The organism is Nocardioides sp. NPDC057577, assembly GCF_042801335.1.
GTDB lineage: Bacteria > Actinomycetota > Actinomycetes > Propionibacteriales > Nocardioidaceae > Nocardioides.
Genome location: NZ_JBHVGB010000159.1, coordinates 1 through 15136 on the forward strand (window position 1 = coordinate 1; position 15136 = coordinate 15136).

Here is a 15136-nt window from a genome sequence, read left to right on the forward strand (position 1 = left end):
GTGTGGACTCCCCGGACCTGCCGCTGTGACAGCCGCCGCGGCGGCGCTTCAGGCCTCGGCCGGCGCCGCCGCGAGCCGGGTCGTGAGCCAGGTGTCGAGCACGGCGCAGTTGATGTCCATCTGCGCCCGAGCGACGGTGGCATCGCCGTACGTCAGCCAGTTGACGCCGAACCCGTCGGCGAGAGTGGCCAGGACGTAGGCGACCTCGTCGATGAGCTCGGGCGTGACCGGGTCGCCGGCGGACGCCTCCTGAAGTGCCTTGCGCACAGTGTCGAAGGCCTGGTCGTAGACGGCGATGCCGCGGTCGCCGTGCTGGCGTCGCGCCCAGTTGACGAGCTCGAAGGTCGCGGCGGTGAAGCTCGGCGACTCGAGGTAGCACTCCATCACGCCGCGCAGGATCTGCCGGGCCGCGTCGGGCAGCGTGGTGTGCGGGTCGCTGCCCTCGATGACCTCGCGGTACTTGCCGGCCACGAAGGTGTAGACGTCCGCGAAGAGGTCCTCTTTCGAGTCGTAGCAGTAGTGCAGCATCGCCACGTTGGCCTTGGCCTGCTCGGCGATCCGGCGCGTGGTCGCGCCGTCGATCCCGTGGGCCGCGATCACTTCGACGGCGGCCTCGATGAAGTCGCGACGTCGCTGGGCGACGGGGATCCGTGCCATCTGGCCCTCCGTGGTGTTCGTGCGTCCCAGGAGTTGGGCGCTTGATTTAGTCACGCCGACTCTATCAGTGCCTCCATAGGTAGGTAAAACTTAGTCAGGCAACTTAGTCGTAGGTCTTGATCGTATGACTAACTTCGGCTTAGCGTATGAGCCGGATCACACATCCCCCTCGATCGGAGACGACCCATGGCGCAGATCAACCAGCAGACGGAAGGAGCCCGCCGGCCGTCGGCGGGTGATCGGCCGGGCAGAGGCAGGCTCGTCGGCATCGGTGCACTGATGGTCGTGCTGACCAACGCCGTCATCTTCATCCTTCCGCCGCTCCTGCCGGTGATCCAGGCGCAGTACGGACTCGCCACGGTCGCCGAGACGACGTGGCTCTACACCGCACTGACCCTCGGTGGCGGAGCGGGGTTCATCCTCCTGCCGCGCCTCGCCGACCTGTACGGCGACCGGAACGCGTCCGTCGCCGCGTGCGTCTTCCTCACGGTCGGCGCGGCGGTCCCGGCGGTCGGCGACTCCTACCCGACGCTCCTCGTCGGGTGCACGCTGATGGGCTTCGGGGGAGCGGCGCAGCTGTTGCCGTTGGGCTTCCTGCGGCGCAACCTCGGCGAGTCCGGCATCACCATCGGCGTCGCCGTCCTGGTGATCGCCACCGGCGCCGGCATCGTGGTCGGCATGATCGGCGGCGGCTTCATCGTCGAGAACCTGTCCCTGCGCAGCTTCTTCGTCATCCTCACCGCCGCCTGCGCGGCGACCATCCTCGCGACGTACGTGCTGGTCCCGCACGCCCCGCCGGCCGAGCGTGCCGGCCGGATCGGCGTGGTCGGCACGGTGTGGATGATCGCCTGGGTCGCGGCGATCCTGCTGACCCTGACCCAGGGGCTGGTCTGGGGCAACGCGGCTCTCATCCCGCTGGTGGTCGGCATCGTCGGCGGGATCGCCTGGGCGCGCTCCCAGCGCCGGTCGTCGACGGCTGTCTTCGACATGGCGTTGATGCGTACGCCGCTGGTCACCGCCTCCTGCCTGTGCATCGCGCTGTTCGCCGCGGTGAACTCGGCCTTCCTGCTCCTGCTCAGCACATACGCACAGGTCATTCCCGAGGCGCTGCGTCCGGTCGACGCGTACGGGCTCGGCCTCTCCGCCCTCCAGACCGGCTGGCTGATGGTGCCCTTCGCGGTGACGTTCCTCGTCGGCGGTGCGGTGGTCGATCGTCCCGTAGCCAACGGCCGCGGCGTGCCCGTCTTCATCCTGGGTGCCCTCATCAGCGCGGCCGGCCTGGCCTGGCTGGCGGTGATGCACGACCAGCAGTGGCATTACCTGGTCGGCACCGCGGTCATGGGATTGGGCTGCAGCATCGGGTACGCCGCCGGATTCACGCTGGTCCAGGCCGCCGTCCCCGAGGAGAAGGCCGGCATGGCCGCAGGCGTCGCCGGCACCTTCATGGCGGTCGGCTTCGCGTTCGGCACGGCAATCGTCAGCGCCGACCTCAGCGCCTCCCTGGTCCCGGTATCCGGCTCGTCGCTCGAGGTCGCCGCCGAGGGTCTCTACGCCACCGGCTATTGGATCTCCGGAGCGCTTGCCCTGCTCGTCGTGCTGACCGTGCTGGTCTCGAGCGCCCGCTCGCGCCGGCGTCACGGCGCCATCGGGTCCTAGCCGGAGGCGGCAGGAGCCGGACCCAACAACACCCGACGTATGAAGGAGACAAGACAGACATGAGAGACGACATCTACGCCCTGGCATTCCTGATCGGGGACGTGATCATGATCGCCGGCGGCTACTGGGCCGGCTGGAAGTTCATCACGAAGTACCGCAACTACCTGCTCGGCATCGAGTGGTTCATCATCGCCACGTCCGGCGTGAACTTCCTCATCTGGGCCCTCCGGTTCCCCGACGACAAGGAAGCAGGCGCGGCCAGCCTGCAGTACTCGGTCGCCTTCTTCCTCGATGCCTTCTCACGCTCGATCGGCATCACCCTGTTGCTGGTCGTCGGGTTCTTGGCGGTGACCCACCGCCACAAGTCGAGCAAGGTGGTCGACGTGGCGATCTTCGCGGTAGGCATCGGCGCAGGCCTCTACCTGGGGCAGCCGAAGTTCCAGGACCATGTCGATGGCGCCGGCCACCACATCCTCTATCCGGGTCCGGCGACGATCTATCTCGTCGTGAACCTGCTGACGCTGGTCTTCCTGGTGTACGTCACCAAGCGGCTGTGGAACATCGGTGCGAGGAAGGTCGCCGTCGTCACCCTGCTGGTCAGCCTGGCATCGACCGGCATCGCCCTGGGCTACGACTTCTTCCCGTTCCCGGCCTCCGTCGATCCGCTCGAGGACCGTCCGCTGTTCTATGCGCTGGCCCTCACGGTGTGGGGCCTGCAGCTGTTCACCTACCTGTTCGCCTACCGCGCGCTGCACGAGCACAACGAGCGCACCGACCCGCGGGAGCTGAGCCATGCCCACGTCCACTGACAACGTCGAGTACGCCACCTTCAGCGGCTGGGTCGATCCGCCCACCGACCTGCGCCCTGCCCTGGAGGGCGACCTCGAGTGCCGGGTCGCCGTCATCGGCGGCGGCATCAACGGGATGTCGACCGCGCTGCGGATCGCCGAGCGTGGTCAGGATGTCGTGCTGCTGGAGGCAGAGTTCTGCGGGCACGGCTCCAGCTCGCGCAACGCGGGCCAGCTGGCAGGCGCCCCCGGTGGCGACATCCAGCTGCTCAACCTGCTCTCGCGCAAGAGGATGCCGGGCATGATGCGGCTCGCCGAGCGGGCTGCCCACCATGTCGAGGACTTCATCGCGAAGCACGACATCGACTGCGAGTACGAGGCGACCGGCAACGCGTTCGCCGCGGTCTCGCGTGGGCAGATGGGTCGGGTACGCCGCGTCGCCAAGATCATTACCCGCGCCGGTGGCCGCGTGGAGGTCGGCACGGCTGCGGAGCTGGGGATCCCGAGAGGGTTCGTCGGTGGCATGCGGGAGGTCGTCGGCGGGAGGATGAACCCTGGCAGGTTCAGCCTCGGCATGCGTCAGGTCCTGCTCCGCTCGTCGGCGCGGGTCTTCGAGCAGACCAAGGTCACCGACGTCAGGCGCGAGGACGGTCAGGTCGTGCTGACGACCCCGCAGGGCAGGCTCCGGGCGGACCGGGTGGTGCTGGCCACCAATGCCTTCGCGGGGGAGTGGGACATCACGCCGAAGCACCTCTCCGTGCCCATCTACGTCATCGAGGTGGAGACCGAGCCGATCGACCCTGACCGGCTGGCCGCGCTGGGCTGGACCAGCCGCATGGGTCTCGTGACCCAGCACGCGATCATGGAAAACTACCGGCTGACCCCGCGCAACACCATCGTGTTCGGCGTACGCCGCCTCGAGCGTGGAACGAGCTACCCGCTCCCGGAGAAGGTGCCGGACCCCGGCCTGGTCGAAGAGTTGGCCGGCGCATTCGCCATGCGCTTCCCGTCGCTGGCCGATGTAGCGATCAACCGCGCCTGGGGTGGATGGATCGCGATCACCTCGTCCTGGCTCCCGCTGGCGGGCCAGATCGGCGACCACATCTACTACTCGATCGCCTGCAACGGTCACGGCCTGGCGCAGGCGCCATATGTCGGGACGCTCATCGCCGACGCGATCGTCGACGGCGAGCTGCATGAGGACCTCCAGACGCTCTGGCAGGAGAAGCCGGCGTTCGCGCCCGCGCCGGCCATGACCCGACCGGTGCTGCGCATGGTCTGGATGATCGATCGCCTCAACGACCGGATCAACGGCAGCCGCCGCAACGCGCGCCGCGCCGCGTCAGAGGCCACGCGAAGCTGAGCCGAGCTTGTCGGTTCAGATGGGGCTTGGGTCGTCGACGAGCCCGCGCGGGCCTGCGGACTCCCCGGGTGGTGCCGGCTTGAGCCGTCGACAGATCCGCGTCCTCTCGCCGACGCAGTCACACAATTGGTCACGGTTTTGAAGGCATCAACCCACACCAGAGCGCGTGCCCTGGCAACGTCGTGAGACGAATGGGACGATCGCAAAGGTCGACGAGTCGGCATATCGGTCAACGGTTTGCGCAGGTCATGACGTAAATCATCAGAAGAGGACATCGTGCCGCGCCCATGAGTGGCGACGGTGCGGAGGTCAGGCCCGAAGAGTCCGAGCAGGCAGCGGAGGGTCGTTTGTTCGAGTCCAACCGGGGGAGCAAGAAACTCCGCCTGACCTGCAGATACAGGTCAGGCGGAGTTCTTTTTCAGGTGCCGTCCTGGAGTCACGGTGTCCGCTCGGCTGACGTGGGTGTCGCCGAGGTCGGCAGGGTGTGCGTGTGGGCGGCGGCCGCGGCGCCCGAGTCGGCCATGGTGCCCTGGGCGACCCGGTGACGCCCCATGACCACGGCCATCACGACGCCCGCGAGGCTGAACACGGCCATCACCCAGGCCGCGGCGGAGAGGCCGGAGGACAGGGCATCGACCGTGGACGCGCCCTCAGCGGTCTGGGTGGCGATGACGTTGCCGTAGATCGTCGCGGCGAGGGCCGTGGCCACGGCCGCGCCGACGTAGCGTGCCATGTTGGAGACACCCGAGGCTGCCCCGACCTGGGCCGCCGAGACGCAAGCCGTCGAGGCCGACGTCGCGGGACCGTTGGACAGGCCCATCCCGATCGCAGCCGCGACCAGCGGCAGCACGAATGCGCCGTACCCCCACGAGCCCTCGACGAAGCCGATCCACGCGAAGCCGATCGCCGTGATCGCAAACCCGGCTCCGACCACCGGACGACCGCCGAACTTCGCCGCGACCCGTGGCACCAGGGGAGCGACCGCGACGAGGCCGGCGGTGGCAGGGAGTGTCGCCAGGCCGGCTTGCAGCGAGCTGAGCCCGAGCGTGCTCGGGTCCTGGAAGTAGAGGCTCACCAGGTACATCAGCGCGTTGATGGTGCCGGCGCCGATGAGGATGGCGATCGTGGACGCGACCAGGATCCTGTTGCGAAGCAGGGACAGGTCGAGCATGGGGACGGCGACCCGCTTCTCCACCGCGACGAAGGCGATTCCCGACACCACGGACACGGCCAGGCACCCGAGCGTGGCCAACGATGTCCACCCCCAGTCGCTGCCCTCGCTGAGCGCCAGGATGATCGGGGTGAGGGTGGCCGCGACCAGCAGGCTGCCGCCGACGTCGATCGAACGTGGCCGGTCCTCGTCGCGGGACTCGGTCACCAGGCGGGCAGTCATCGCCATGCACACCACCGCGACGCCGGCGTCGAGCCAGAACAGTCCTTGCCAGCTCGTCAGATCGACCAGGACACCACCGAGCAGCGGCCCTACCGCAGCACCCACGCCTGCCGCCGCGCCCCAGAGCGAGACCGCCCGCAGCTTGCCTTCTTCGGGTGTGCCGACCGTGAGCAGGCTGAGGCCACAGGCCAGGATCGTCGCGCCGGATGCGCCCTGGATGCACCGCCCGGCGATGACGGCTCCACCGGAGTTCGAGAGGGCGATCAGCACGCACGACGCGATGAACAGCAGCAGGCCGAGCTGGAAGATGCGCTTCCTGCCGAACACGTCGCCCAACGAGCCGGAGGTCACGATGGTCGCGGCACCGACCAGCGAGTATCCCGTGACGGCCCACTGCAACGTGGTGACGTCCATGCCGGTGTCTGCGCTGATGGCGGGGAGCAGGATGCTCACCGCTGACGTGTTGGCGTTGACCACCAGGGTCGAGAGACAGGTGACGAGAAGGACACCACCTGCTCGGGTTGCCACCTCGGTGCTGCTCATCGGAACCCCTCACCTTCGTCAGGACGACCGCGGGACGTCATGCGTCAACCACAGGCACCACGGTGACTGCCTCGGTGGGCCGTGTCCTCCCCCCGTACGGATGATCCCGACATGCGCTGAAGCGGGCGCGGCTTCAGTGCATCGTCGGGCCGGTCGCGGGTTACCGGTCGAGTCATGAGTGGAGACCAGCTTCAGCCGGAGGACACGCTCGATGACCGTGGCGTCGACGACGTCCTGGACGAAGGCTATTCGCCGCCCGAGCGGCCGCGAGGTGTGACCGCAAAGGGGGTGACGCCTCGAGAGGAGATCGAGGGAGAGACCATCGATGAACGCCGTGCTCAGGAGGAGCCGGAGGTCTGGGAGGAGGCCGAGGCGGAGGCTGACGCCGACATCCTGGACGGGCCGGTGACCGGCGAAGTGGGGGAGGCCCGTTCGGGTCGGCTCATCAGCCCCGACGAAGGCGTGCGCGAGGACGATGAGGGCAAGCTCATCGGGTACGACGAAGGTATCGACGGTGCCGGCGCCTCGGCAGAGGAAGCGGCCGTGCACATCGTCGACGAGCCCCCTGGCTGAGACTGCGGTCGCGCCCTCAGGGGTACCGGTGGGCCGGATTCCTACCAGTGCAGAGGAGAACCGCCATGTCCGAAGATGTGACCGACCTGATCATGCAGGACCACCGCGAGGTGGAGAGCCTGTTCGAGAAGCTCGAGCGAGAACCCGACGTACGAGCCGGGCTGACCCCGATCCTGGTGACTCTCCTGGCCGCCCACAGCCGCGCCGAGGAGGCCGAGGTCTACCCGGTCGCCCGGGACGAGGCGGGTGAGGCCGAGGACGTCGCGCACAGTCAGGAGGAGCACCTGCTGGCAGACCGCCTCCTCGCCGAGCTCAGCGAGTGCGACCCCTACTCGACGGCGTACGCCGACAAGCTGCACGAGGTCGTCGAGGCGGTCAGCCACCATGTCGAGGAAGAGGAGAGCAGCGTCCTGCCGGGCATTCGCGACCGTCTCGACGACGCCCGCCGTGCCGAGCTGGGCAAGGCGTTCCTGAAGACCCGGCAGGAGCACCTCGGCGAGATGCCCCAGGACATCACCCGCGATGAGATGCGCCGCCAGGCCGCCAACGCGGATATCCCCGTCGGCGACAAGGACAAGCAGGCCCTACGGCGCGAGCTGGATCAGCACGCCGACAGCTGAGCCGCGGCGACAGAGGCGGTTTTATCGGTGATCAGCGAGGCGCGACCATCAGTGGTTGCGTGACGACGGCGAACCTGCCGTGCTCGTCGGCCATGTCGCCCTGTGCCAGGCCGATCCCGTCCGGGCCGATGGTGCTGTGGGCGTCGAGCAGCATCCACTCGCTCACCGGCGGGCGCTCGACGGTGACGGTCACGGTCGGCGGGATGAAGTACCACGAGCTCATCGGCAGGGAGCCGGACAGGCCGTTGGTGGAGTCGGCCAGGACGAGAAGACGCTGCACCGGAGAGGTCTGCTCGCCGGCGACCAGCGGGACCCGCAGGCGAGCCCAGACCGTCGCCGGGCCTGGCTCGTAGCCCCCGCTGACGAACCGCCAGTCGAGGGCGCGGCCGTAGCCCCAGTCCGGGCTGACTCCCTCGAAGAAGCGCTCGGAAGAGGCCGGCGGGATGGCGGGGATCTTCTCCGTCGGACGCCAGTGCTCGCGGGTCGACCCCGGCGTGGCGCGGATCAGCCAGGCGCTCGCCTTGACGGCCAGCTGGTCACCGGCCCACAACGAGGCCTCGACGAGCTCGACGCGACGACCCGGCCGAACCACGTGTGCCTCGACGCGCATGGTGCCCTGCGGGATGCCGCCGAGCATGTCGGCGGTGAACCGGGCGATGGACAGGGCCGGGTCGGAGCGTACCGACTCGATCGCCCGGGCCAGCAGGGCAGCGGGAGGGCCGCCGTGCTGCAGCGAGTGGTCCCAGGGGCTGGCCGTCGCCGGGGTCGGCTCGAAGACGCCGTCGTTGCCGGTCGGTAGGTAGAAGGCCTCGAATTCGTGCGTCATCAGCGGCTCAGCTGGGGGTAGAGGGCCTCGATCGGCTGAGCGAGACCGGCCTTGACGTCGGCGCTCACCTGGTCGGCGAGGATCTCGTACGCGTCGGCCTCGAGGCCGTCGTAGGCACTGCGGACGACATCGGCCGGGTCGTTCTTCGGGTCGGTGATAGCCGCCGTCATCGGGGTGTCGGTGTATCCCAGGTGCAGCGACGCGACGTGGATGCCGTCGCCCGCCAGCGCGAGGCGCTGGGTGTTGGTCGCCGACCACAGCGCGGCCTTGGTGGCGCTGTAGCCATCCCCGATGCCGTACCAGCTCAGGACCGACAGCACGTTGAGCACGACTCCGCCGCCGGCGCGCAGCGAGGGCAGGAAGGTGTTGGTGACGTCGAGGGCTCCCCAGAAGTTCGTCTCGAAGAGGTCGCGAGCGGCGCTCAGGTCACCCGTCACGCTGGCGCCGTTGGAGCCGCCGGCGTTGTTGATGACGATCGTGACGTCTCCGGCCGAGGCGGCCGCCTGGGCGACCGAGTCGTGGTCGGTCACGTCGAGCCTCAGCGGCACGATGCGGGGATCGCTCCACTCGCGGGGAGTGCGGGCCGCGGCGTACACCTTGGCGGCGCCGCGCTCCAGCGCCTGGCTGACGAAGTGGGTGCCGAGGCCGCCGTTCGCTCCGGTCACCAGGACGACCGCGTTCGCGAGAGTGGGCATGTGGTTCTCCTGTCTCGAGGGCGGGGGCTCCGCTCCGTCTGAGTTGGTTTTTCCAACGTACTCGGGTTGGTTTGGTTTTCCAACTCGATTAGGATCGAACCCATGATGACGCAGGTACGTGAGTGCTCGGTCGCGCGGACGCTCGAGCTCGTCGGCTCCAAATGGACCCTGCTCGTCGTTCGTGAGCTGTTTCTCGGAAGTCGCCGGTTCGAGGAGATCGTCCGGTTCACGGGCGGACCGCGCGACATCCTCACCGATCGCCTGCGCAGGCTCGAGGCGCACGGACTGGTGACTCGGGTCCAGTACGAGCAGCGCCCGCCGAGGTTCGAATACCACCTGACCGACCTCGGGCGGTCGCTCGCGCCGATCATCGCCACGATGCGCGAGTTCGGCGACCGCTACCTGGCCGGCGAGGACGGCCCGCCGGTCAGGTTCGACCATTCCTGCGGCGAGGAGTTTCACCCCGTGCTGGCTTGCAAGGCCTGCGGCGAGGTCGTACGTCGCGGCGAGGTCGAGATCGCAGACGCCGCGAGCTGACCGGGGCGAGTGCCGGTCGGCACGAAACATCATGTGACACTTGTCACTCGTCATATGTCTTACTACTCTGACTGAACACGCATGTTAGCGCTCACAAAGGAGCAGGCATGAACAGTCACAGTGATGTGAAACGAGCAGTCGGCACTAGGCGGCTCGCCCTTGCCGCCGGCGTCGCGAGCGTCGTCGCGGCATCGGTGGCCGCAGGGTCGGGTGCGGCGGCAGTGGATGCGGTGGACAGCGTTCCGGCCGCCGCTTCTGCCGACCAGAGCGCCCGTTCGCCATGCCCGGCTACACCGAGCGGGACGACAACGGCGCACTGTATGTCGGGGAAGGGGAGAGCAGGTTCGCCCTGCGGGTGAACCTGCTGACGTCGGGCAAACGGCTGATCCGGGAGAATCAGGGTCTGCTGGCGCACGTCGCGGATGTCGGTCCTGTGACCACCGACGGCTCGTACTACGAGGTGCGGATCAGCAGCGATGACCGGACGATCACGCCGGAACGGCTCGGCGCGCTGCGCGAGATCCTCGCCAACCCCGATGCCTGGTCGCCGGACCAGGTGTGGGAGGCCCGGGACCTCCTGCCTGGCCTCGAGGCGAAGTACGAGCAGGTCCGCCGGGACGAGCAGACGATCGTCATCAGGTTCGCGCGCACGGCACCCGACACCTTGGTGGGCTCGGTCACCGCGCTCGAGGACGACACGACCGTGTTCCTCGAGACGGCACCCCCGTGGGGCGAGCCGAGCAGCTACCACGTCACCGGCGACGGCATCCGCGCCTCGAGTCCGGGCCTCGACGACCCCGATCTGACCGGGCACTTCGCACTGACACCCACGCAGCGTCCCGACGACGGTGGGGCGTACGCCTCGATGGACGATCTGGTCGCCGCGATGGAGGGCGAGCCGGCAGAGCCGGGCGAGGCCGCCGCGGCGCTGCGTTACTCGCTCGACGCGGACGAGACGATCACCTTCACGACGTCGGTCTCGGGCGCCCCGCGGGCAACGGCCGCCGTCCCCCGTGGCGAGATCCTCGCGGCGCTCGACCGCGCCGAGGCCCGCGCCGACCACGGCACGCTCAGCGGCAGCGGGCCTGCCGGCCGGTCCGCGACGGCGATGCGTAGCGCCATCGCGCTCAACGCCAACTATGACGAGACGCACCGCAACAGGTTCCTGGTGTGGGGCTGGGGACGCGGTGGTGCGGAGAACGACAACATCTTCACCGGCTGGGACTCCGCGTGGGACGCGATCATCGCGCTCATCGTCGACCCCGAGCTGGCCCGGCAGCACGAGAAGGACATCTTCGACGCCGGCGGCCCGCGCTACGACCAGCTCCATTCCGGACCGATGCACGCCTACGCCGTCAAGCGGATCTACGCAGCGACCGGTGACCGTGAGCTCGTGGAGCAGGCCTACCCCGAGCTGGCCGACTTCATCGCCAGGCTGCCCGAGTGGGACGTCGACGGCGACGGCCTTCTGGAGGCCCCGTACGACCCGGACCCGAGCAAGGTCGGCAACCACCTGGGCCTGGACGACCTGCCGCTCTACGCGGCCGCCGACCGGGTGCCGAAGGACGGCGGCAGCGGTGACGAGCGGGACAACACCGACCTCACCGACGTGGCGCTGACCTCGTACTACGCCCTCATGGCGCAGTCGATGGCCGAACTGGCCGACGCCCTGGGCCGCCACGACGACGCGCGCCGCTACCAAGCCTTGTTCGACAAGGTGAGGAAGACCGCCAACAAGACCCTGTGGAACCAGGAACAGGGCATGTACCTCGACCGGCACCTCGACGGCCGCTGGGGCCAGGTCATCACGCCGACGATCTTCTACCCGCTCTTCGGGGGACTGGCGACCGACGGGAGGGCGGAGCGGACCGTGCGGGAGAATCTGCTCGACCCCGAGAAGTTCTGGGGCGAGTACGCCGTGCCGAGCATCAGCCGGAGCGCACCGGAGTATTGCGCGAACGGGCTGGACCGACCGAACGCCTCGACCGGCTACCGCTACTACATCGGCTGGGGCCAGGAGAACTCCTGCGAGCAGTGGCGTGGAGCCGTGTGGCCGCCCATGAACGCCACGGTCTATGACGGCCTCAAGCGGTACGGCCTCGACGAGGCGGCCGGTGAGCTCGCCCAGAAGAGCACCACGATGTGGCTGGACAGCTGGGACGAGGACAGCTGGTTCCCCGAGTACTTCGACCCGGAGCCGGGCCAGGCCATCAGCTCGGCCGCCGTGGACAGCGCCTGGCGCTACTACACCTGGTCGAGCGTGATGCCGCTGATGGCGGTGCACGAGCTGGTGGCCGAGGACGCGTGGGGCCGGCCCGGGGCGGTCACGTTCGGATCGCACGCCCTCGAGGGCCGCAACACGGTCGACGACGTGCGGGTGGCCGGGCATTCGTACGCCGCGACGGTGAGCCCGGCGCGCACCGAGCTGCGACAGGACGGCCGCAAGGTCTTCCAGGCCGTCGGCGGGCGGGTCGTGGTGCGCGACTTCGTGCCCTCCGCGCGGCGCGCCTGCTTCGAGGTGAACGCGGACGCCTCGACAAGCCTGCAGGTGTTCGGGGGCGGCGGCGCCCCGCGCAGAACCACCGTGGGCGCAGGCCGTACCGAGGTGTGCCTCTAGCCAGGTCTCGCCCGCGAACGATCCACGACCAGCCCATCCCCGAAAGCACTCAGATGCAAGGAGCAACCACGATGCGAGTCACCCATGCCCCGGAGCCCTCCGGGCCACCAGAACGAAGGCAGAACCATCGACGCCGACTCCCGATGGCGTCGGTCATGGCTGCGGCGCTCCTGGCCGGGGCCGCCCTGGTCGGTGGGACCGCGGCGGCCGCCCCGGTCGCCGCCCCGGTCGCCGCCACGCCGAGCTCGGCCGAGCCCGTCACCATCACCGTCGACGGCGAGAGCGCGGGACGTACCTATGACGGCGTCGGGGCGACCTCCGGCGGCGGGGCGACATCCCGGCTGCTGCTCGACTACCCGCGCGAAGAACGTGCCGAGATCCTCGACTACCTCTTCAAGCCCGGCTACGGCGCCTCGCTGGAGATGCTCAAGGTCGAGATCGGCGGCGACACCAACACGACCGACGGCTCCGAGTCGAGCCATGAGCACGTGCGCGGTGAGGTCAGCTGTCACGCCGGCTACTCGTGGTGGCTCATGCGCGAGGCGGTCAAGCGCAACCCGAAGATCAAGCTGGGCGGCCTCGCCTGGGGCGCCCCGGGCTGGCTCGGCGACGGCGAGTACTACTCGCAGGACACGATCGACTACTTCATCGACTGGCTCGACTGCGCCCGTGAGCACGACCTGAGGATCGACAACGTCGGCGTACGCAACGAGCGCGAGTACGAGGTCCAGTGGATCAAGGACTACCGCGCCGCCCTCGACGCGGCCGGCTACGCGGACGTGCGGATCATCGCCTCCGACGAGGCTGCACGCAAGGGCGAGTGGCCGATCGCCGTCGACATGACCGACGACCCCGAGCTCTTCGACGCGGTCGGCCTGCTCGGCAACCACTACTCGCGCGGTCCCAGCTCGGCGACCGCCCAGGCGTTGGGCAAGCCACTGTGGATCTCCGAGGATGGACCCTGGTCGGCCGAGTGGGGCGCGGGCGGATCGTCCGCCTCGGTCCCGTCGCTGATCAACCACGCCTACATCGACGGTCGCATCACCGGAGTCAACTTCTGGAACCTGATCACGTCCTACTACGACGGTCTGAGCATCTCCGACGCCGGCCTGATGCGGGCGAACACCCCGTGGTCGGGCGCCTACCAGGTGCAGTCGGCGATCTGGGCGGTCGCGCAGACGACGAGGTTCGCCGAGCCCGGCTGGCAGTACCTCGACACCTCCTCGGGCTACCTCGACGCAGCCGACACGGCACAGGGCAGCTTCGTCACGCGCAAGGCACCGTCGGGCGGAGACTGGAGCACCGTGATCGAGACCATCGGTGCTGCCGCGCCCCGCACGGTCACGCTCTCGGTCGAGGGCGGACTGAAGGCGCGTGACCTGCACGTCTGGCGGTCGACGGCCGAGGACCGGCTGGCCCGCCAGCCCGACCTGCGCAGGAACCAGGACGGCACGTACGCCGTGACCGTGCCGCCGAACGCGGTCGTCACCGTCACGACCACGACGGCCAAGGGCTTCGGCACCGCCGAGGGACGGCACGAGTCCGCCTTCCCGTTCCCGTACCGCAACACCCTCACGGATGGCGGAGCGAGCGGTCAGACGCCCTACTTCTCCCAGATGGAGGGCGCCTACGAGGAGCGGCCGTGCCAGGGCGGCCGCACGGGAACGTGCCTGACCCAGGTCTCCCCACAGCCCGCGATCTCCTGGGCCGCCTGGAAGCAGCCGGCCGGGATCGTCGGCGACCTGAACTGGTCCGACTACACCGCCTCGGTCGAGGCGTACGTGCCCGAAGGAGGTACGGCCCAGGTGCTCGGCCGCGTCTCGAACGACGCGATGGCGCCGGTGCCGAACGGCTACGGGCTGAGCCTGGACGCCGATGGGACCTGGTCGCTGGGTCGTGGCGTACCTGGTGGGAAGTCGTGGTTGGAGCTGACCAGCGGCTCGACCGGTGCCACCGGCGCGGGCTGGCACGACCTCGAGCTGTCGTTCGCCGACGAGGTGATCACCGCGTCGATCGACGGCACCCAGGTCGGCGAGGTCACCGACGACACCTGGACCTCCGGCATGGTCGGGCTCTCGGGCGACTACTCCGCGGTGCAGTTCGCCGACCTCGCGGTTGCCCCGCTGCAGCCGGTCCGGACGATCGACGTCAGCCGCCACCGCGGCTCCTTCGAGCTCGAGTTCGACGGGACCCAGGCAACGCTCGCCGGGCTGTCCGGTGCCCGTCGCGGGAGCGCGAAGGTCTCGATCGACGGCAACGAGCCCGTGGTGCTGCCCTACGGCGGCATCCGTGAGGTCGAGTGGCGGAGCCCGGTGCTGGTGGACGGCGCGCACACCCTTCGCTTCGAGGTCCCCTCCGGCCCTCGAAGCGTGGGTGGCGGGGTCTCGGTCGACCGTGTCGAGGTGGTTCCCGGGAACGGCGGACCGAGCTCGGTGGACGACCAGAGCGAGGGCACCGGCCAGGGCCGCCTCGACTATCAGGGCGAGGGCTGGTTGAGCTGCCCCGGCTGCATCAACCGGACCGGCCTCTACCACTCCTCGGTGACCTCGACGACGGTCGCAGGCGACTCGGTCGACTTCAGGTTCACCGGCTCGTCGGTCGAGGTGTACGGGCTGCGAGCCTCCAACCAGGGCATCGCCACCGTGCTCATCGACGGGGTCGAGGTCGGCACCGCCGACTTCTACGGCCGCACCCGCATCGGCAACCAGCTGATCTGGTCCAGTCCCGTCCTCGGAGCCGGTGAACACACGCTGACCCTCGTGGCGACAGGCAAGGGCAACGACTCGGACTCGGGTCGGGGGATCAGCATCGACCGGATGCTCGTGCATCCCTAGGTGGGTGGGTCCGGCCTGGTGAACGATTCACCAG

12 protein-coding genes are annotated in these 15136 nt (G+C 69.1%); 8 read left to right on the forward strand and 4 right to left on the reverse strand.

Annotated features, from left to right (window positions below):
* Positions 1-48: 48 nt before the first annotated feature.
* Positions 49-657 (reverse strand): TetR/AcrR family transcriptional regulator, encoded by a 609-nt coding sequence (locus ACFU7D_RS23645; protein WP_378871892.1) that lies wholly within the window; start codon positions 655-657, stop codon positions 49-51.
* 186 nt (positions 658-843) lie between these two features.
* Between ACFU7D_RS23645 and ACFU7D_RS23650 the strand changes: the two genes are divergently transcribed.
* The 3 genes from ACFU7D_RS23650 to ACFU7D_RS23660 are packed head-to-tail and all read left to right on the forward strand — an operon-like array spanning position 844 to position 4464.
* Positions 844-2313 carry an MFS transporter gene (locus ACFU7D_RS23650; RefSeq protein WP_378871894.1) on the forward strand — a complete coding sequence of 490 codons (1470 nt, stop codon included), beginning with the start codon at positions 844-846 and terminating at the stop codon, positions 2311-2313.
* A 59-nt stretch (positions 2314-2372) separates the two neighbouring features.
* Positions 2373-3122: a hypothetical protein gene (locus ACFU7D_RS23655; protein WP_378871896.1), complete on the forward strand. Its 750-nt coding sequence runs from the start codon at positions 2373-2375 to the stop codon at positions 3120-3122.
* Positions 3106-4464, forward strand: coding sequence for an NAD(P)/FAD-dependent oxidoreductase (locus ACFU7D_RS23660; protein WP_378871898.1), 1359 nt, complete (start codon positions 3106-3108; stop codon positions 4462-4464). The genes ACFU7D_RS23655 and ACFU7D_RS23660 overlap by 17 nt, the downstream gene beginning before the upstream one ends.
* Before the next feature lie 436 nt (positions 4465-4900).
* On the opposite strand, the gene ACFU7D_RS23665 is transcribed toward ACFU7D_RS23660, so the two are convergent.
* Positions 4901-6400, reverse strand: coding sequence for an MFS transporter (locus ACFU7D_RS23665; protein ID WP_378871900.1), 1500 nt, complete (start codon positions 6398-6400; stop codon positions 4901-4903).
* Positions 6401-6574: 174 nt separating this feature from the next.
* On the opposite strand from ACFU7D_RS23665, the gene ACFU7D_RS23670 reads away from it, so the two are divergent.
* Positions 6575-6973, forward strand: coding sequence for a DUF5709 domain-containing protein (locus tag ACFU7D_RS23670; protein WP_378730193.1), 399 nt, complete (start codon positions 6575-6577; stop codon positions 6971-6973).
* A 65-nt stretch (positions 6974-7038) separates the two neighbouring features.
* Complete coding sequence (locus tag ACFU7D_RS23675; protein ID WP_378871902.1) at positions 7039-7593, forward strand: hemerythrin domain-containing protein; 555 nt, start codon at positions 7039-7041, stop codon at positions 7591-7593.
* Between the two features lie 31 nt (positions 7594-7624).
* On the opposite strand, the gene ACFU7D_RS23680 is transcribed toward ACFU7D_RS23675, so the two are convergent.
* Positions 7625-8419: a thioesterase family protein gene (locus tag ACFU7D_RS23680; RefSeq protein ID WP_378871904.1), complete on the reverse strand. Its 795-nt coding sequence runs from the start codon at positions 8417-8419 to the stop codon at positions 7625-7627.
* Entirely contained in the window at positions 8419-9114 is a 696-nt protein-coding gene (locus ACFU7D_RS23685) for an SDR family oxidoreductase (RefSeq protein ID WP_378871906.1), read from the reverse strand. The genes ACFU7D_RS23680 and ACFU7D_RS23685 overlap by 1 nt, the downstream gene beginning before the upstream one ends.
* A 102-nt stretch (positions 9115-9216) precedes the next feature.
* On the opposite strand from ACFU7D_RS23685, the gene ACFU7D_RS23690 reads away from it, so the two are divergent.
* The 3 genes from ACFU7D_RS23690 to ACFU7D_RS23700 all read left to right on the forward strand — a co-directional run bounded on the left by ACFU7D_RS23690 (position 9217) and on the right by ACFU7D_RS23700 (position 15102).
* A complete protein-coding gene (locus tag ACFU7D_RS23690) occupies positions 9217-9651 on the forward strand; it encodes a winged helix-turn-helix transcriptional regulator (protein ID WP_378871908.1) in 435 nt (144 codons plus the stop codon).
* Between the two features lie 280 nt (positions 9652-9931).
* Positions 9932-12268, forward strand: a complete 2337-nt coding sequence (locus ACFU7D_RS23695) for an amylo-alpha-1,6-glucosidase (RefSeq protein WP_378871910.1) — start codon at positions 9932-9934, stop codon at positions 12266-12268.
* A 155-nt stretch (positions 12269-12423) separates the two neighbouring features.
* Complete coding sequence (locus tag ACFU7D_RS23700) at positions 12424-15102, forward strand: hypothetical protein (RefSeq protein ID WP_378871912.1); 2679 nt, start codon at positions 12424-12426, stop codon at positions 15100-15102.
* The last annotated feature ends 34 nt before the right edge of the window (positions 15103-15136 follow it).